The sequence below is a fragment of the Mesorhizobium sp. M8A.F.Ca.ET.208.01.1.1 genome (genome assembly GCF_004791315.1).
Taxonomy (GTDB): Bacteria; Pseudomonadota; Alphaproteobacteria; order Rhizobiales; family Rhizobiaceae; genus Mesorhizobium.
The window spans coordinates 1,637,528-1,654,221 of record NZ_SRUT01000001.1; the positions used below are offsets into that span (position 1 = coordinate 1,637,528).

The following is a 16,694-nucleotide window of genomic DNA, read 5'->3' on the forward strand; positions in this document are numbered from 1 at the left end:
TGCACTGTCGGCTTAAATCGCAGCCGTAATAATGATCTCGACCAGATATTCGGGGCCGGCAAGCTTTGCCTCGCCGGTGGCGCGGGCGGGCGTGTGGCCCTGCGGTACCCACTTGTCCCATTCGGAATTCATCTCGGCGAAGGTCCCCATGTCGGCCAGCCAGATGATCGCCTGGACGATCTTGGTCTTGTCGGTGCCGGCCTTGGCCAACAACCCATCGATGGTCGCAAGGATGTCGCGGGTCTGCGAGGCGACGTTGCCGCCGGGTTCGCCGACCTGGCCGGCCAGATAGACTGTGTTGCCGTGGATGACGATCTGGCTCATGCGCGGGCCAACATCGATGCGACGAATGCTCATTGCGAGGTTCCTTCCGTTGTGGTCGCGCCTCTTTAGAGTCGCCGTCCGCTTCGAGCAAGGCCGCCTGAACCGAAACCGTTTGAGCCAATCGCTCCATCCAGGGCCAGGCGCGTACACGGCGAGTTGACCACCGCGTCGCAATTCCGCCGGATTGGCTTGTTGACTAATGTAATAACATCACATATCCAAGCCGCCTGCCTGCAGCCGCGTTTGGCCAACGGAACGATATGACCCAGACCTGCCTGACATTCCGTGACCTGACGCTGGGCTACAACAGCCACCCGGCGATCCACCATCTCAATGGCGCGATCCGCAAGGGTTCGCTGACGGCCGTGGTCGGCGCCAATGGTTCCGGCAAGTCGACGCTGATGAAAGGTATCGTTGGGGTGTTGAAGCCGATGGCCGGCGAGGTTATCCGCGCGCCGGGCGTGCGGGCGGCCTACCTGCCGCAGCAATCGGAGCTTGATCGCTCCTTTCCCGCCCGCGTCGTCGACCTGGTCTCGCTCGGCCTGTGGCCGAAGCGCGGCATGCTTGGCCGCTACACCCAGGAAGATCGCGAGGCCGTCAGCCAGGCTTTGATGGCCGTCGGCCTCGGCGGCTTCGAGAAGCGGCCAATCGACACGCTGTCGGGCGGCCAGTTGCAGCGCACGCTGTTTGCCCGCGTGCTGTTGCAGGATGCCGACCTGATCCTGCTCGACGAGCCCTTCAATGCGGTCGACGCCAAGACGGTCGGTGACCTCATTGCCCTGATCAAGCGCTGGCACGGCGAAGAGCGCACCATCATGGTGGTGGTCCATGATCTGGATCTTGTGCGCCAGAATTTTCCCGAAACACTGCTGCTTGCCCGCCAGCCGGTAGCCTGGGGCGAGACCCGGGAGACATTGAAGCCGGAGAACCTGTTGCGCGCGCGCCGCTTCCACGAAGCCTGGGAAGAGAACGCGCCCTGGTGCGAGCCTGACGAGCACGCTCATGATCATGATCATCATCATGACGGCCACGATCACGACCATCACCATGGCGCCGGACCGAGGGCTGCCTGATGGACGCGCTCTACGGCCTTTTTATCTCGCCATTCGCCGATTTCGGTTTCATGCAGCGGGCGCTTTTCGGCTCGCTGATGCTGTCGCTCGGCGCCTGCCCGATCGGCGTCTTCCTGATGCTGCGGCGCATGAGCCTGTCGGGCGACGCGATGGCGCACGCCATCCTGCCGGGGGCGGCCGCCGGCTTCCTGTTCTACGGCCTCGAAATCCTGCCGATGACCATTGGCGGCCTGATCGCCGGCATCATCGTGGCGCTCGGCGCCGGCGCCGTCTCGCGCTTCACCATTCAGCGCGAGGACGCCTCGATGGCGGCCTTCTACCTGATTTCGCTCGCCATCGGCGTGCTGATGGTGTCGATCCGCGGCTCCAGCGTCGACCTCATGCATGTGCTGTTCGGCACGGTGCTGGCACTCAACAACGAGGCATTGACGCTGATCGGCGGCATCGTCGCGGTGACGCTGGTCAGCCTTGCCGTCTTCTGGCGGGCGCTGGTCGCGGAATGCCTGGACCCGCTGTTCCTGCGTTCGGTCAGCCGCATGGGCAGCCCGGTGCATTTCATTTTCCTCGGTCTCGTCGTCCTCAACCTCGTCGGCGGTTTCCAGGCGCTCGGTACCTTACTTTCAGTCGGATTGATGATGCTGCCGGCGGCAGCGGCGCGCTTCTGGACGGCGCGCGTCGAGCCGATGTGCGCGCTGGCCGTGCTGATCGGCTTTGCCTCCTGCATTGCCGGGCTGCTCCTGTCCTATCATGCGTCGTTGCCGTCAGGCCCGGCCATCATCCTGTCGGCCGGCGTCGTCTATTTCGCCTCTATCCTGTTTGGCACGCGCGGCATTCTGCGCGCCCGCATCGTCCATCACCGTCACAGAACGGCCTGATCCCCCGCCCCAAAGGAGACCCAACCATGCTGAAATCACTCTGCGCCGCCCTGGCGATGAGCGTTATAACATTAACAGCCTTTGGAGCTTCATCGGCCTTCGCCGAGCCGCTGAAAGTGGTCGCCAGCTTCACGGTCATAGCGGATTTCGCCAAAAATGTCGGCGGCGACCGCGTCGACATCACCACCATTGTCGGGCCGGACGGCGATGCCCATGTCTATGAGCCGAGCCCCGCCGACGCGGTGGCCATGGCCAAGGCCGACATCGTTCTGGTCAACGGCCTGCATTTCGAAGGTTTCCTGCAGCGGCTGGTCGATGCCAGCGCCACCAAGGCCTCCATCATCACCTTGACCAAGGGCGTGACGCCGATCGACTTCAAACCTGAATTCGCCGACGCCGACGCGGCAGAGGGTGCCGGCACCGGCGGCGGCAAGACCGTCACCGATCCGCATGCCTTCCAGTCGATCGCCAACGCCAGGATCTATGTGAAGAACATTGCCGAAGCCTTCTGCGCGGCCGATTCCGAAGGTTGCGTCTCCTACCAGACCAACGCCGCCGCCTACACCAAGAAGCTCGATGCGCTGGAAGGCGAAGTGAAGGCGGCGATCCAGTCGATCCCCGAGGCAAAGCGCGTCGTCATCACCTCGCATGACGCCTTCGGCTATTTCGAGCATGAATACGGCCTGACTTTCCTTGCCCCGCAAGGCATCTCGACCGATTCCGAGCCGTCGGCCGCCGATGTCGCCAAACTGGTCGAGCAGGTGAAGCAGGACAAGGCGTCGGCGATCTTCGTCGAGAACATCACCAATCCGCGCCTGATCGAACAGATTGCCAGCGAGACCGGCATCAAGGTGGGCGGCACGCTCTATTCGGATGCGCTGTCGCAGCCCGATGGCCCCGGCTCGACCTACATCGACATGATGCACAACAACATCCGCCAGATCAAAGGCGCCATTCTCGGCAGCTGAGAAGAGCGTTCTCGAAAGGCGGAGCCAGTCTCCGCCTTTTTTCATTCCCCTCTGGGCAATCCGAGTCAGAATCTTCGCTGGCAACGTCCATCTGCGCTATGATGTCGATCCGCGCGGGACGCGCATGAAGCGCAGATTGAGGCCGGCACTGCCATGACAGATTTCACGCCCTTCCAGTCGCTGCTCGGCGGTGCCCTCATCGGCCTGTCGGCGGTGCTCCTGATGGCGTTGCATGGACGGATTGCCGGGATGACCGGTATCCTAACAGGGGTCATTCCGCCGCTTGCCCCGGATTGGGGCTGGCGAGCCGCGTTTCTCATTGGCGCAGTCGTGGCGCCGCTCCTCTATCGGACTGTTGGCGGACATATTGCCTTCAGCGTGCCGCTGCCAACGCTGTCCCTCGTTGTCGGTGGCTTCGTGGTCGGCATCGGCGTGCATTTCGGCGGTGGCTGTCCGAGCGGGCATGGCATTTGCGGCATTGCGCGCCTGTCGCCACGCTCGATGGCCGCCGTCGCGACCTTCATGGTCACCGCATTAATCACCGTCTTCATCATCCGCCACGTCGTCGGGGGCTAACCATGAACAGGCTCGTTTCGGCATTCCTGATCGGCGGGATTTTCGGCCTCGGCATCGCTGTTTCCGGTATGATAAATCCGGCCAAGGTGCTGAATTTCTTCGACATTGCTGGCACCTGGGACCCCAGCCTGATCTTCGTCATGGGCGGCGGCTTGGCTGTCGCCTTTATCGGTTACCGACTGGTGTTCGGCCGGTACAAGGCCCCGGTGTTCGAAACCGAGTTTGCGCTGCCGACGAAGCGCGTTATCGATCTGGAATTGGTTGGCGGCGCCGCCGTGTTCGGTATCGGATGGGGCATTGCCGGCTTCTGTCCGGGCGGCGCCATTCCGGCGCTGGGCCTCGGCTATTCACAGACGCCGATCTTCGTCGCTTCGGTGATCGCAGGCATCGTCGTGGCGCGTTTTGCCCGGGCGCGCATCGCTCAGCCGGCCACGGCATAGGAATTGGTTGCCGGCCACGTCAGGGAGTGGCAAAACTCCTGCCAAATCAGATTGCGAGGACATCGTCATGGAATACCGCGAAATCAGCGAAGACTATTCGGTCTCGGGCCAGATCCAGCCCGAAGACGTCGCCGCCATCAAGGAAGCCGGCTTCAAGAGCGTCATCTGCAACCGGCCGGATGACGAACAGCCCGGCCAGCCTTCGGCGGACACGCTCAAAGCCACGGTTGAAGCCGCCGGTCTCGCCTTCCGCTACATCCCGGTCATCAGCGGCCAGATCACGCAAGAGAATGTCGAAGACCAGGCCGAGGCGCTGGATGAGCTCGAGGGCCCGGTGTTCGCCTATTGCCGCTCCGGCGCCCGATGCACCAATCTGTATGGGCTGATCCAGCAGTCGAAGGGTTAGATCGGCAGCGCGCCGGTCTCCTTCAGCGTCTCCAGCACGATCGCCGTCTTCACATGCTGCACGGATTCATGCGGCAGGAGCACGCCGTTGACGAACTCGGACAATGATTTGAGGTCGGGCGTCACCACCTTCAGGATATAATCCATCTCGCCGGTCAGCGCATGCGCCTCCTGCACTTCCGGCAGTCGCGCCACCAATTCGCCGAAGCGCCGCGCGTTGTCACGGTTGTGGGTGGCAAGGGTCACCGAGATGACGTTGACCAGTGAGAAGCCGAGCATGTCGCGGTCGAGCACGGCCCGATAACCCTTGATATAGCCGTCTTCCTCCAGCCGCTGGCGACGGCGCGAGCATTGCGACGCCGACAGGTTCACACGCTCCGAGAGATCGTTGTTGGTGAGCCGCGCATCGCCCTGCAACAGTGCCATTATCTTGCGGTCAAAATGATCAATGTGCGTCTCATCCATGGTTTTTCCCCACAACATGCACACTTCACGCATGAGATGATCATTTCAAGCGTTTGAATGCAAGCACCATGCACCGGCTCCGCGCTATGATGGCGCCAGATGGCCTTTTCAGGCCCAGCAGCTTCCGGAGGAATATCATGGGTCCCTTCCCGCACGACGCCCCGCCCGCCACGATCAGCAGGGACAACCCTGCCGGCACCGATGGGTTCGAGTTCGTCGAATTCGCGCATCCCGAGCCGCAGAAGCTGGCCGAGCTCTTCACTCGCATGGGCTATGTGGCGGTGGCCAGGCATCGCACCAAGGACATCACCGTCTGGCGGCAGGGCGACATCAACTATGTCGTCAATGCCGAGCCCGGCTCGCACGCGATGAAGTTCGCCGACAAGCATGGCCCTTGTGCTGCCTCGATGGCCTGGCGGGTGGTCGATGCCAAACATGCTTTCGAGCATGCCGTCTCCAAGGGCGCCACGCCTTATGAAGGCGACGACAAGGCGCTCGACGTGCCTGCCATTGTCGGCATCGGCGGCTCGCTGCTTTATTTCATCGACAGCTACGGCAAGAAAGGCTCGGCCTATGACGCCGAGTTCGAATGGCTCGGCGCGCGCGACCCGCGGCCGCAAGGCGTCGGCTTCTATTTCCTCGACCACCTGACCCACAATGTCTATCGCGGCCAGATGGACAAGTGGTGGGACTTTTATCGCAATCTGTTCGGCTTCAAGCAGATCCATTTCTTCGACATCGACGGCAAGATCACCGGCCTGGTCAGCCGCGCCATCACCTCGCCATGCGGCAAGATCCGCATTCCGCTCAACGAATCCAAGGACGAGACCAGCCAGATCGCCGAATACCTGAAGAAGTACAATGGCGAAGGCATCCAGCACATCGCGGTTGGCACGGACGAGATCTACGCCGCCACCGACAAGCTCGCCGAGAACGGGCTGAAGTTCATGCCCGGTCCGCCCGAGACCTATTACGACATGTCGTATGACCGCGTGAACGGCCATGGCGAGCCGATCGAGCGGATGAAGAAGCACGGCATCCTGATCGACGGCGAAGGCGTGGTCGATGGCGGCATGACCAAGATCCTTCTGCAGATCTTTTCGAAGACCGTAATCGGGCCAATTTTCTTCGAGTTCATCCAGCGCAAGGGCGACGAAGGCTTTGGCGAGGGCAATTTCCGCGCTTTGTTCGAGTCGATCGAGCAGGATCAAATCAAGCGCGGCGTGATCAAGGTACAGGCGGCGGAATAGGCCGGTCTAACACAGGAACACTTGCCGCTCGGTCGATTATGACCTAAATTCTAGTCATAAAGGATCGAGCACATGAATGTTTCCATCGCCGAAGCCAAGGCCAAACTGTCGGAACTTGTCAGCCGCGCGGAAGCAGGTGAGGAGATCGTTCTTACGCGCCACGGCAAGGTGGCGGCGCGCATTGTACCTCCGGCGGTGGCCGAACCTCTGCCGCGTATCGGCGCTTTGAAGGGCAAGATCTGGATTGCGGATGATTTTGACGAACTCGGTCCTGAATGGGACGAGTACGTAAAATGACGGTCGGCCCGTTCCTCGCCGACACCCATATCATCCTCTGGTCAATTTCGGACGATCGACGTCTCAGCGAGCACCACCGCACGATCCTGGCTTCGGAAGCGGTGGTGTTCGTGAGCGCGGCGAGCGTTTGGGAAATTGCCATCAAACGTTCGATCGGAAAGCTCAACGCGCCGGACGATCTGCCGGCGCTGCTTCCAAGGATGCGATTTCAGCCGCTCACCGTAACCTTACAGCACGCGAACGCCGTTGGTGGCCTACCTCGCCACCATGGTGATCCGTTCGACAGACTGCTGATTGCGCAGGCGCAAGTGGAAAATCTGACCATCCTCACATCCGACCCGCATTTCGCCCATTATGATGTGGCTGTGACATGACTAGCGAAGGACCTGGTCTCACAACCGAAGCCTCTCAACCTCGTCCCGCCTAACCCTGACATCATAATCGAGCAGGAACTCGTCGAGTTGCGGCGGCGCGACGGAGGTGTCGGACAGCATGGCGTGGACCTGGCCGCGATGGTGGATGTCGTGCAGGAAGACGTGCGCCAGGATATTGCCGATCTTTTCCGGGATCATGCCGTCCTCGCGCCGGTCGGTGATGACGCGGCGATCTAGATCGCTCTCCGACAAGCCATCGCAGAAGGCAATCAGCCGCCGGTCGGCCGCGACCTGCGCGGCAAAAAGCTCCTGTGGTTCGTCGAAAGGCACGAAGTCATCATGGGCAGCGGCACCGACGCCGCCCTCTTCGAGAAAGTCCAGATAGAGATAATCGACCGCAAGCACATGGTTGAGCGTGGCCTTGACCGACGGGAAAAAGCTGGTGCGCTCAGCCTCGAACTCGCCGGGCTTCAGAGCAAGCACTGCGCGATAGAGCCGGTCGTTCGACCAGAGATTGTTGCCCGCCATGCGGCGCAGATGATCCAGAAGATTCATCGCTGAAAATCTGTCCTAGCCTCTATCTCGCGTAGTTCTCGACCTTCTGCTCGATGGCACCGAAGATCGAATGCCCGGCCTTGTCCTTCATCTCGATGCGTACCGTGTCGCCGAAGCGCAGGAACGGCGTCTTTGGTTCGCCGCTCGCGAGGGTCTCGATCATGCGCAGTTCGGCGATGCAGGAATAGCCTGCGCCGCCGGCCGACACAGGCTTGCCCGGGCCGCCGTCGAGCTTGTTGGACACCGTACCCGAGCCGATGATGGTGCCTGATACCAGCGGCCTTGTGCGGGCGGCGTGAGCGATCAGTGCCGGGAAGTCAAAGGTCATGTCGACACCGGCATTGGCGCGGCCGAACGGCTTGCCGTTGATGTCGGCGAGCAGCGGCAGGCTGACCTTGCCGCCATCCCAGGCGTCGCCCAGTTCGTCCGGCGTCACCGCGACCGGCGAAAAGGCCGAGGACGGTTTCGACTGGAAGAAGCCAAAACCCTTGGCGAGTTCCGGGCCGGTCAGCGCGCGCAGCGTGACATCGTTGACCAGCATGACCAGCCGGATCGCGGCGCGCGCTTCATCGAGGCTGGCGCCCATCGGCACATCGTCGACGATGACGGCAATTTCGGCCTCCATGTCGATGCCGAAGGCTTCGTCGGCCATGCGGATCGGATCGCGCGGCGCAACAAAGGAGTCCGAGCCGCCCTGATAGATCAGCGGATCGGTCCAGAAGCTTGCCGGCATCTCGACGCCGCGCGCTTTGCGCACCAGTTCGACATGGTTCACATAGGCGGAGCCGTCGGCCCATTGATAGGCGCGTGGCAGCGGCGAATGCGCGTCGTGCTCGTGGAAGCGAGCCGCCGGCATCGCACTGTTCTCCAGCGATTCGGCGATTGTCGCGAGATGCGGCGAGATCCTGCGCCAGTCGTCGAGTGCCGCCTGCAGCGTGCGCGCCAAGAACGAGGCGTCTGTGTACTGTGTCAGGTCGCGCGAAACGACAACGAGTTTTCCATCGCGCGTCCCATCCTTCAGTGTGGCAAGCTTCATGCGGTTCCCTCTCCTGAGGCGGCCTTGGCGCCGCTTTGGCTTTTCTTACGCATGATCTTTTTCCGAAAACCGGTTTCCACTTTTCGGGATCATGCTAGCTCCACAACAAGGCCGTCGCGAGCGATCGTCAAGTCGCCGGCCCATGTTTTCCTGACGGCAGCAGTCCAATCGGTCTCGCCAATCTGGGGGTCGTCGGCCGGAATGAGGTGGTTGAGCACCAGTCTCTTCACGCCGCCATCGCTGGCGATGCGGCCTGCCTCTTCGGCAAAGCTGTGGCTGGCGAGCAGGTGTTCCCTGAGCCGCGCGCCATTGCCGGTCCTGGCAACCAGCCGCTCGATCCCCTCCTCCAGCATGGCTTCGTGGACGAGGATATCAGAGCCTTCGGCGAAATCGGCGAGCGGTGGGAAGAAGGCTGTATCGGCCGAAAACACCACGCTCTTGCCGCCATGCTCGAAGCGCAGCGCAAAGCAGTCGGTCACCGGCGGATGGTCGACGCGCAGCGCCGTCACCTTCAGGCCGCGCTGCTCGACCACATGGCCTTCGCCGAATTCTTCGACAGAAACCAGCTCGCGAATATCAGGCCGGCCCTCGTCGACGATGCGGATTTCGATGTCGAATTCCATCGCCTGACAAAAGCGCCGCCAGTAATGGCCGGTGCCGGGCGGGCCGAACAGGCTGACCGGCGTCGCCAATCCGGCCGTCCAGGCGGTGTGGATCAGCGGACCCAGTTCCAGCACATGGTCGGAATGCAGATGCGTGATGAAGATCAGGTCGAGCGCCTTCAGGCTGACACCGGCATCGACAAGGCCGCGCGTGACGCCGAGCCCGCAATCGACGACGATGGCCCGCCCGCCGATCTCGAGCAGCGACGAACTCGGCCACGGCCCGCCCGGCCGTAGCGCAGGGCCGCCTTTGGAGCCCAACAGCACCAGCCGATCCGGCATTGAATTACCGCTCAAGACCAGTCGCCCTCGGGCGTGCCGTTGAAGCGCTTCTTCAGGTCGGCCCAGCAGTCGATATAATTGTCCTGCCGGGTTTCCAGTTCGGCACCGTATCGGGTCAGCATCTGCGGATAGCGGGTCTCGAACATGAAGGCCATGGTGTTGTCGAGCTTGACCGGTCTCAGGTCCGCGCGCGAGGCCTTTTCGAAGCCAGGCGCATCCGGGCCGTGGGCCAGCATCAGATTGTGCAGGCTTATGCCGCCGGGAACGAAGCCTTCCTCCTTGGCATCGTACTGGCCGTGGATCAGACCCATGAACTCGCTCATGATGTTGCGGTGATACCAGGGCGGCCGAAACGTATCTTCCGCCACCAGCCAGCGCGGCGGGAAGATGACGAAATCGATATTGGCCGTGCCCTCCTCGCCGCTCGGCGCGGTCAGCACGGTGAAGATCGATGGATCGGGATGGTCGAACAGCAGCGCGCCGACCGGCGAAAACGTCGCCAGATCATATTTGTAGGGGGCGTAGTTGCCGTGCCAAGCCACCACGTCGAGCGGCGAATGGCCGATCTCGGTGACATGGAAATTGCCGCACCATTTCACGATCAGCCGGCACGGCGTCTCCTTCTCCTCGAACCAGGCGCAGGGCGTCTTGAAGTCGCGTGGGTTGGCCAGGCAATTGGCACCGATGGGGCCGCGATCAGGCAGTGTCAGCTTGGCGCCGTAATTCTCGCATACATAGCCGCGCACTTCGGTGTCGGCCAGTTCGACCTTGAAGACGAGGCCACGTGGCAGCACGGCGATCTCGCCGGGTCGAAGCTCGATGACGCCCATCTCGGTGACCAGCCGCAAGCTGCCCACCTGCGGGACGACCAGCAATTCGCCGTCGGCATTGAAGAAATGATCATCGACCATCGAGCGATTGGCGACATAGACATGGGCGGCCATGCCGGTCTGCCCGAGCACGTCACCGGCCGTGGTGATGCTGCGCATGCCCTGGATGAAATCGGTCGGCTCCTTCGGCATCGGCACCGGATTCCAGCGGTACTGGCCAAGCGCCAGTTCGTGGTCGCCGACATTGGGGGCAGTCTTCCACAGCGGGTAGCCGGCTGCCTTGAAGCGGCCGGTGTGCTTGACACTTGGCCGGATGCGATAGAGCCAGGAACGCTCATTGGTGCCGCGCGGCGCGGTGAAGGGCGAGCCGGAAAGCTGCTCGGCATAGAGGCCGTAGGCCGGCCGCTGCGGCGAGTTTCGCCCCTGCGGCAGCGAACCGGGCAATGTCTCGGTCTCAAAATCGTTGCCGAAGCCCGGCATATAGGAAAAGGCCATCGCTTCCTCCCGGATTGACCAAACTGGTTTCATTTGTAACCATCGAAAATGTAACTATCAATGGCGACGCGAGACATATGCGAGCGCTGAAACATGACGAGCAAAGCGACCGATCCCGAGATCCTGGAGCTGGAAAGTTTCCTGCCTTACCGGCTCTACCGGCTTGCCGATGCGGTCAGCCGGGAATTCTCGAAAATCTACAGCGACCGCCTCGGGCTGACCCGACCGGAATGGCGCACGCTATCGGGCTTGGGACAACGCGGCACGATGACCGCGACGGCGCTTGGCGAGCAATCAGCCATGCACAAGACCAAAGTCTCGCGTGCCGTCGCGGAACTCGAACGGCGGCGCTGGCTGACCCGCGCGCCGGATGAGAGCGACCGGCGCGTCGAGCATCTGACGCTGACCAAAGCGGGCCTTGCCGCATATCGCGAAATGGTGCCGTTGGCGAAGGCGTTCGAGTCACAGTTGCTAGCGCGGCTCGATTTATCGGACCGCTCCCTAATTCTCGCAGCTATCGCGAAACTCGAAGCGCAATTCTGAAATAGCGGGCAAGACCATTTTCATTTTCGCTATACGGTCATAAAGTCGAGGTATTTCTTCCGCTTGGAGAGGTCGTGATGGACCACCTTGATTGGAAGACATTTGTCCCTTGGGCGATCAGCATCGCGACCGTTTTGCTCGGTATCTGGCAATATTCTGACAAACAGGCCCAGGCAAATCGCGAGCCGTTCCTTAAAGAGCAGACCAGGCTGTTGTTTGAAGCCAGTGAAACCGTTTCAACCCTAGCGAATACCACAGATCCGGCTGTCTGGAAGAACGCTCGTTCACGCTTCTGGACTCTCTACTGGGGTCCGTTGAGTTTGGTCGAAGATGTTCGTGTCGAGAATTGCATGGTAAAGTTGGGGGAGATCATACCGCCGACGAAGCAGGCTGAAATCCCTGCCCTGCCTTTCGACGACCTTCGGACCGCATCTTACGAATTGGCCCATATCGCCCGCAATCTCATGATCAAGAGTTGGGATGCCAAGCTTGATATGAAGGTCACAAACTCATTCAGCATTTGCAAGATGGGTAGGCGGCCGCTTACCAATCCATCACCACCTTGCCCGAACTGCCGCTGCGCATCGCGTCGAAACCCGACTGGAAATCATCGATACCGATGCGATGCGTGATCAGCCCGGTCACATCGAGCGGGCCTTGCACCAGCGCGATCATCTTGTACCAGGTCTCGAACATCTCGCGTCCATAGATGCCCTTCAGATGCAGCATCTTGAAGATGACCTTGTTCCAGTCGATCTCGAAGCCGGTCGGCGCGATGCCGAGGATGGCGATCTTGCCGCCATTGTTCATGGTGTCGATCATGTCGCGGAAGGCGGGCGCGGCGCCCGACATTTCCAGCCCGACGTCGAACCCCTCGGTCATGCCGAGCGCCGGCATGACGTCGCGCAGTTTTTCCTTCGAGGCGTCGACGACGTGCTGGACGCCGAGCTTCTTCGCCAGCGCCAGCCGCACCGGGTTGATGTCGGTGATGACGACCTTGCGTGCGCCGACGCACTGCGCCACCAACGCCCCCATGATGCCGATCGGCCCCGCGCCGGTGACCAGCACATCCTCGCCTACCAGGTCGAAGGACAATGCGGTGTGGACGGCATTGCCAAGGGGATCGAAGATGGCCGCGATCTCGTCCGGCACGTCGTCGGGGATCGGCACGACATTGTGCTGCGGAATGGCCAGATATTCGCCAAAAGCACCCGGACGGTTGACGCCGACGCCGAGCGTGTTGCGGCACAGATGCCCTCGCCCAGCGCGGCAGTTGCGGCAATGGCCGCAGACGATGTGGCCTTCACCCGAGACGCGCTGGCCGACCTTGTATTCGGTGACCGCCGCGCCGAAATCGGCGACGGTGCCGACGAATTCATGGCCGGTCACCATCGGCACCGGCACCGTCTTCTGCGCCCACTGGTCCCAATTGTAGATGTGGACGTCGGTGCCGCAGATCGCGGTCTTCTTGACCTTGATCAGCACATCGTTGGGGCCGATCTCCGGCACCGGCACCTCTTCCATCCAGATGCCCGGCTCGGCCTTGGCCTTCACCAGCGCCTTCATCATGTTCGACATTCTTTTGTCCCTTGAATCTCTTGATCCGGAATCGCTTTTCGACGCTCAGGAAATCACGCCCAATTCCTTGCCGACGGCACCGAAGGCCTCCACCGCGCGGTCGATGTCGGCGCTGGAATGGGCCGCCGACATCTGGGTGCGGATGCGTGCCTGGCCTTTCGGCACCACCGGGAAAGAGAAGCCGATGACATAGATGCCGCGCTTCAGCATGCGCGCGGCCATCTCCTGCGCCAGCGTCGCATCGCCCAGCATCACCGGTATGATCGGATGATCAGCCCCGGCCAAAGTAAAGCCAAGCTTGCCCATCTCGGACCTGAACCGCGCCGCATTGGCATATAGGCGCTCGCGCAAGGCATCGCCATTGCGGATCAGCTCGAACACCTTGATCGAGGCGCCGGCGATCGCCGGCATCAGCGTATTGGAAAAGAGATAGGGCCGCGAGCGCTGGCGCAGCCAGTCGACCACCTGCCTCTTGCCCGAGGTATACCCACCGGAAGCGCCGCCAAGCGCCTTGCCGAGCGTACCGGTGATGATGTCCACCCTGCCCTCGACGCCGCAATGCTCGGCCGAGCCACGGCCATTCCTGCCAACGAAGCCGACCGCATGGCTGTCATCGACCATGACCATGGCATCGTACTTTTCGGCGAGATCGCAGACGCCCTTCAAATTGGCGATGATGCCGTCCATGGAAAACACCCCATCGGTGGCGATCAGCCGGAAGCGGCAATCCTTCGCTTCCTTCAATCGCGCTTCCAGATCGGCCATGTCGTTGTTGGCGTAGCGGAAGCGTTTGGCCTTCGACAGCCGGACACCATCGATGATCGAGGCGTGGTTGAGCGCGTCGGAAATGATCGCGTCCTCCTCGCCCAGCAGCGTCTCGAACAGGCCGCCATTGGCATCGAAGCAAGAGCCATAAAGGATCGTGTCGTCCAGGCCGAGAAAGGATGAAATCGTCGCCTCGAGCTGCTTGTGCTCCTCCTGCGTGCCGCAGATGAAGCGCACCGACGCCATGCCGTAGCCGTAGCGGTCGAGCGCCTGCGTGGCCGCAGCGCGCAGGTCCGCGCTGTCGGCGAGGCCGAGATAGTTGTTGGCGCAGAAATTCAGCACTTTCTCGCCGCCCACCTCGATTTCGGCCGACTGCATCGAGGAAATCACCCGCTCGGACTTGTAGAGGCCGGCGGATTTCAGCCCTGCAAGCTCACTGTCGATATGGGAGAGAAATGCTGCGGTCATGATCAGGCCTCGTTTGACGTGGGCAGACTGTCGTCCGGCCCGCGCAAAAAATCCATCGCAAAAGCGACCGGATCAGGTGGCCGGGCAGCATCAGGGGGACGCGATGGACATTGCCCAAGCGACCATCCCGCACGCATGGATTGACGAATGCTCAAATGCGGGCCGGCCGCGAAAGAACCCGATAACCATTTCGCGATCTTTCCGCGCCTCCCCCTTGCCGGCCAGCCGTCGACTTCCGGTCCTGTTAACGTTTGCAGTTCAATGGTGCTCATACAGAAATCCGTTGGCGAGAGGGCCGCCCCCGAACATGTCTCAGCAGCCGGTGCAAACCGTTTCAGGCAAGCTCATACTGCTGATCAAGGCTGGCTACTGGCTGGCGCTGCTGATCATTGCCGCCATGGTGGCAGCCTCCTTCGCTTTGCTGCAGCAGACGATGGCCACGCAGCAGCACAACAACACCTTGCTCGACATCGTCGGCACGCAGAAGACATTGTCGCAGCGCATCGTCTTCCTTGCCAGCGCGACAGGCGTCGCCTCGCGCGACAAGCAGCCGGCGCTGGTCAGCGCGCTGAAGCAGGCCACGGCGGAGTTCGAGACGAACTACGATCTGCTGCTCAAGCAGACAGGCGCGGATCCGCAATCGCCTGCCAAGCTCGATCCGAAGTCGATCGAGAGCGTGCTTTTCGCCAAACCCTTCCATCTCGACTATTTCTCGGTTGGCCTGATCGCCAACGGCGATCGTCTGATCTCTGCACTGGAATCGCAGCTCAACCTTGGCGACAATGGCGGCTACAAGGGCGGCGCCGAACGCGTCAACCTCGATGCCTCTGTCGCCAATGCCACGCTGTCGGGCTATGCCGCGCTCGGCCAGCGCATCAGTGCCGACGCCGACGAGCGCTCCGAAAAGTTGCTCACTCTCCACCGCACGCTGTTCTATGCCACCCTCGGCGTCATCCTGCTGGTGGCGCTGTTCATCTTCAGGCCGATGTCCAACGCGATCCTGCGCAAAACGCGTGAATTGGTCGACGCTCGCAATTCGATGGCCTTCATCGCGGTGCATGACGGCCTGACGGGCCTGCACAACCGCACCTTCCTGACCGACCATTTCGAGACGCTGATCAAAGGCGCGCATCGCCGGCGCGAGCGCCTGGCCGTGGTCCAGCTCGACCTCGACCGCTTCAAGCAGATCAACGATACGCTGGGCCACGCCGCCGGTGACTATGTCCTGGTGGTGACGGCACAGCGCATGCGCGATTCCTGCCGGGCGTCGGATCTGTGCGCGCGGCTTGGTGGCGACGAATTCGTGATGATCCTCAACGGAGCCGGCAGCACCGAGGACATCAACATGCTGGCACGGCGCATACTGGTGCACATCAACGAGCCGATCGTGTTCCAGGGCACCACCATTCTTCCGGGCGCCAGCGGCGGCATCGCCGTCTATCCAATCGACGCCGACAATGCGCAAGACCTGCTGGTCCACGCCGATCTGGCGCTTTATTCCGCCAAGAAGATGGGTGGCGGCAACTTCTCGTTCTTCTCCGAGGAACTGCGAAGGGAACTCGACTACCGCAAGCAGCTCGAACACGACATCAAGGTCGCCATTTCCGAAAAAGCGTTCCAAGTCTATTTCCAGCCACAGGTTTCGCTAACCGACGGCACCATCAGCGGCATAGAGGCCCTCGTGCGCTGGAACCATCCCGAGCGCGGCATGATCTCGCCGGGCGAATTCATCCCGGTCGCGGAGAAATGCGGCTTCATGCCGGAGATCGGCCGCATCGTGATCAGCAAGGCGATCAACGAAGCCGCCGAATGGAACCGTGCCGGCATTGCCTTCGGCCGGCTTGCCGTCAACGTCTCGGGCACCGAGTTGCGTGAGCACGATTTCGATGCGTTTCTGTTCGACACGCTGGAGAGAGCCGGGCTGCCGCCGCAGAAACTGTCGCTGGAAATCGTCGAATCCGTCATCCTCGACGACGAGAAGACAGGCATCGCGGCCAAGCTGCGGCACATCCGGGCGGCCGGCGTCCATCTGGAACTCGACGATTTCGGCACCGGCTATGCGTCGCTCAGCCACGTCAATCCCAACGAGATCGACCGGCTCAAGATCGACCGCCGCTTCGTCCAGAACATCCACGAAAATGGCGACAACTCCAAGATCGTGCGCGCCATCACCGAACTTGCACGGGGTTTGGGCATCTCCATCGTCGCCGAGGGCGCCGAAACCGAGGCGGAGCTCGACTCGCTGATGGCGATCGGCTGCGACCAGGTGCAAGGCTATTCCATCGCCTTCCCGATGCCGCATGACAAGGCGCTGGAATGGCTGACCGCCCGCATGCCGAAGAAGGCCAGGCTGACGGTATTGCAGGGAAGCCTGGCGTAGGCGGAGCCGGGCCTGGCTTGACAACCAGCCGATGAAGTGGCGGCCTGTCCTGA

20 protein-coding genes are annotated in these 16,694 nt (G+C 61.8%); 11 read left to right on the forward strand and 9 right to left on the reverse strand.

Going from position 1 to position 16,694, the window contains the following annotated elements:
* Nucleotides 1-12: 12 nt before the first annotated feature.
* The gene (locus EN851_RS08415; RefSeq protein ID WP_127281273.1) at nucleotides 13-357 is read right to left on the reverse strand and encodes a RidA family protein; all 345 of its coding nucleotides are present in this window, start codon (nucleotides 355-357) and stop codon (nucleotides 13-15) included.
* Nucleotides 358-584: 227 nt separating this feature from the next.
* Here EN851_RS08415 and aztA point away from each other — a divergent pair, with 227 nt between their 5' ends.
* The 6 genes from aztA to EN851_RS08445 all read left to right on the forward strand — a co-directional run bounded on the left by aztA (nucleotide 585) and on the right by EN851_RS08445 (nucleotide 4,662).
* Nucleotides 585-1,397, forward strand: a complete 813-nt coding sequence (gene aztA / locus EN851_RS08420; protein ID WP_127869669.1) for a zinc ABC transporter ATP-binding protein AztA — start codon at nucleotides 585-587, stop codon at nucleotides 1,395-1,397.
* Nucleotides 1,397-2,272 carry a zinc ABC transporter permease AztB gene (gene aztB / locus EN851_RS08425; protein ID WP_127279830.1) on the forward strand — a complete coding sequence of 292 codons (876 nt, stop codon included), beginning with the start codon at nucleotides 1,397-1,399 and terminating at the stop codon, nucleotides 2,270-2,272. Before aztA ends, aztB begins: the two co-directional genes overlap by 1 nt.
* Nucleotides 2,273-2,298: 26 nt before the next feature.
* On the forward strand, nucleotides 2,299-3,240 hold the full coding sequence (gene aztC / locus EN851_RS08430; protein WP_135883625.1) for a zinc ABC transporter substrate-binding protein AztC: 942 nt from the start codon (nucleotides 2,299-2,301) through the stop codon (nucleotides 3,238-3,240).
* A gap of 153 nt (nucleotides 3,241-3,393) precedes the next feature.
* A complete protein-coding gene (locus tag EN851_RS08435) occupies nucleotides 3,394-3,816 on the forward strand; it encodes a YeeE/YedE family protein (RefSeq protein WP_127279828.1) in 423 nt (140 codons plus the stop codon).
* 2 nt (nucleotides 3,817-3,818) lie between these two features.
* Complete coding sequence (locus EN851_RS08440; RefSeq protein WP_127279827.1) at nucleotides 3,819-4,256, forward strand: DUF6691 family protein; 438 nt, start codon at nucleotides 3,819-3,821, stop codon at nucleotides 4,254-4,256.
* Between the two features lie 67 nt (nucleotides 4,257-4,323).
* Nucleotides 4,324-4,662, forward strand: a complete 339-nt coding sequence (locus EN851_RS08445) for a TIGR01244 family sulfur transferase (RefSeq protein ID WP_135863951.1) — start codon at nucleotides 4,324-4,326, stop codon at nucleotides 4,660-4,662.
* On the opposite strand, the gene EN851_RS08450 is transcribed toward EN851_RS08445, so the two are convergent.
* The gene (locus EN851_RS08450) at nucleotides 4,659-5,126 is read right to left on the reverse strand and encodes an Lrp/AsnC family transcriptional regulator (protein ID WP_135928975.1); all 468 of its coding nucleotides are present in this window, start codon (nucleotides 5,124-5,126) and stop codon (nucleotides 4,659-4,661) included. The two genes, EN851_RS08445 and EN851_RS08450, sit on opposite strands and share 4 nt — an antisense overlap.
* A 137-nt stretch (nucleotides 5,127-5,263) precedes the next feature.
* Between EN851_RS08450 and hppD the strand changes: the two genes are divergently transcribed.
* From hppD to EN851_RS08465, 3 genes are all read left to right on the forward strand, one after another.
* Complete coding sequence (gene hppD / locus EN851_RS08455; RefSeq protein WP_135928976.1) at nucleotides 5,264-6,376, forward strand: 4-hydroxyphenylpyruvate dioxygenase; 1,113 nt, start codon at nucleotides 5,264-5,266, stop codon at nucleotides 6,374-6,376.
* 72 nt (nucleotides 6,377-6,448) lie between these two features.
* The gene (locus EN851_RS08460; protein ID WP_023780515.1) at nucleotides 6,449-6,673 is read left to right on the forward strand and encodes a type II toxin-antitoxin system prevent-host-death family antitoxin; all 225 of its coding nucleotides are present in this window, start codon (nucleotides 6,449-6,451) and stop codon (nucleotides 6,671-6,673) included.
* Complete coding sequence (locus tag EN851_RS08465) at nucleotides 6,670-7,047, forward strand: type II toxin-antitoxin system VapC family toxin (RefSeq protein WP_135919818.1); 378 nt, start codon at nucleotides 6,670-6,672, stop codon at nucleotides 7,045-7,047. Before EN851_RS08460 ends, EN851_RS08465 begins: the two co-directional genes overlap by 4 nt.
* Nucleotides 7,048-7,065: 18 nt before the next feature.
* On the opposite strand, the gene EN851_RS08470 is transcribed toward EN851_RS08465, so the two are convergent.
* The 4 genes from EN851_RS08470 to hmgA all read right to left on the reverse strand — a co-directional run bounded on the left by EN851_RS08470 (nucleotide 7,066) and on the right by hmgA (nucleotide 10,907).
* Nucleotides 7,066-7,602: a DinB family protein gene (locus EN851_RS08470; RefSeq protein WP_135919815.1), complete on the reverse strand. Its 537-nt coding sequence runs from the start codon at nucleotides 7,600-7,602 to the stop codon at nucleotides 7,066-7,068.
* 22 nt (nucleotides 7,603-7,624) lie between these two features.
* On the reverse strand, nucleotides 7,625-8,638 hold the full coding sequence (locus EN851_RS08475; RefSeq protein ID WP_135883621.1) for a fumarylacetoacetate hydrolase family protein: 1,014 nt from the start codon (nucleotides 8,636-8,638) through the stop codon (nucleotides 7,625-7,627).
* Nucleotides 8,639-8,727: 89 nt separating this feature from the next.
* Nucleotides 8,728-9,582, reverse strand: a complete 855-nt coding sequence (locus tag EN851_RS08480) for an MBL fold metallo-hydrolase (RefSeq protein ID WP_189343644.1) — start codon at nucleotides 9,580-9,582, stop codon at nucleotides 8,728-8,730.
* Nucleotides 9,583-9,593: 11 nt separating this feature from the next.
* A complete protein-coding gene (gene hmgA / locus EN851_RS08485) occupies nucleotides 9,594-10,907 on the reverse strand; it encodes a homogentisate 1,2-dioxygenase (RefSeq protein WP_135863939.1) in 1,314 nt (437 codons plus the stop codon).
* A 93-nt stretch (nucleotides 10,908-11,000) separates the two neighbouring features.
* Here hmgA and EN851_RS08490 point away from each other — a divergent pair, with 93 nt between their 5' ends.
* The gene (locus EN851_RS08490) at nucleotides 11,001-11,450 is read left to right on the forward strand and encodes a MarR family transcriptional regulator (RefSeq protein WP_127869676.1); all 450 of its coding nucleotides are present in this window, start codon (nucleotides 11,001-11,003) and stop codon (nucleotides 11,448-11,450) included.
* A gap of 543 nt (nucleotides 11,451-11,993) precedes the next feature.
* On the opposite strand, the gene tdh is transcribed toward EN851_RS08490, so the two are convergent.
* Genes tdh through EN851_RS36765 form a run of 3 tightly spaced genes read right to left on the reverse strand, consistent with a single transcriptional unit; the run spans nucleotide 11,994 to nucleotide 14,533 of the window.
* A complete protein-coding gene (gene tdh / locus EN851_RS08500; protein WP_127869678.1) occupies nucleotides 11,994-13,028 on the reverse strand; it encodes an L-threonine 3-dehydrogenase in 1,035 nt (344 codons plus the stop codon).
* A 45-nt stretch (nucleotides 13,029-13,073) separates the two neighbouring features.
* Entirely contained in the window at nucleotides 13,074-14,261 is a 1,188-nt protein-coding gene (locus EN851_RS08505) for a glycine C-acetyltransferase (protein WP_135863937.1), read from the reverse strand.
* A gap of 2 nt (nucleotides 14,262-14,263) precedes the next feature.
* On the reverse strand, nucleotides 14,264-14,533 hold the full coding sequence (locus EN851_RS36765; RefSeq protein WP_127280017.1) for a hypothetical protein: 270 nt from the start codon (nucleotides 14,531-14,533) through the stop codon (nucleotides 14,264-14,266).
* 35 nt (nucleotides 14,534-14,568) lie between these two features.
* Between EN851_RS36765 and EN851_RS08515 the strand changes: the two genes are divergently transcribed.
* Complete coding sequence (locus EN851_RS08515) at nucleotides 14,569-16,641, forward strand: EAL domain-containing protein (protein ID WP_135928977.1); 2,073 nt, start codon at nucleotides 14,569-14,571, stop codon at nucleotides 16,639-16,641.
* Nucleotides 16,642-16,694 lie beyond the last annotated feature (53 nt).